Source organism: Streptomyces yerevanensis (genome assembly GCF_000716805.1).
Classification (GTDB): Bacteria; Actinomycetota; Actinomycetes; order Streptomycetales; family Streptomycetaceae; genus Streptomyces; species Streptomyces flaveus.
On sequence record NZ_JNWJ01000271.1, the window covers coordinates 1 to 264 of the forward strand.

1 protein-coding gene is annotated in these 264 nt (G+C 67.4%); it reads right to left on the reverse strand.

Features of this window, described 5'->3' with window-relative positions:
• On the reverse strand, positions 1-264 hold a 264-nt coding region (locus tag OP79_RS49385), incomplete at both ends, for a phosphoadenosine phosphosulfate reductase domain-containing protein (protein ID WP_033329964.1).

Sequence of the window (264 nt, forward strand, 5' to 3'; positions counted from 1 at the left end):
GCGTCCAGCGTGGTGGCGTCGGAGTCCACGGCACCGGTGCAGGACATGTCACCCACCGTGCGGTAGCGCACCAGGCGCTTCTCGACACTCTCACCGTCCTTCGGCCCGCCCCAGTCACCGGCGGTCAGCCACATGCCACCGCGCCGGAACACCTCACGCTGGTGCGCGAAGTAGATCTGCGGGAGTTCGATCTTCTCCCGGGCGATGTACTGCCACACGTCCAGCTCCGTCCAGTTGGACAGCGGGAAGACGCGGACGTGCTCG